This window comes from Bacillus sp. SIMBA_005 (assembly GCF_046535585.1).
Taxonomy (GTDB): Bacteria; Bacillota; Bacilli; order Bacillales; family Bacillaceae; genus Bacillus; species Bacillus pumilus.
Window position 1 is genome coordinate 1 of the sequence record NZ_JAWRWI010000683.1, and the last position, 258, is coordinate 258.

At 65.5% G+C, this 258-nt stretch carries 1 protein-coding gene; it reads left to right on the plus strand.

The genetic code is table 11. From position 1 onward, the window contains the following. Positions 1–258: TetR family transcriptional regulator (locus SB660_RS21815; RefSeq protein WP_410584523.1), on the plus strand; the 258-nt coding region annotated here is incomplete at both ends.

Consider the following 258-nt stretch of genomic DNA (forward strand, 5'->3'; position numbering starts at 1 on the left):
GCGACGCGGCAAGCCATTGCCGATGCGGCGCTGGAGATGTTCCTGGAGCGTGGCTATGAGGCGGTCACGATCAAACAGATCGCCGAGCGCGCCGACGTCTCGCTGGCCACTGTGTACGCGCACTTTCCGCAGAAGGAGGCGCTGGTCTTCGATGAAGACGATGCGCGACGTGAGTCGCTTCTCTCAGCGGTGCGCGACAGGCCTGTCGGCACGCGGGTGATCGACGCGTTGCACCATTGGCTGCGGGGGCTCGTGGAG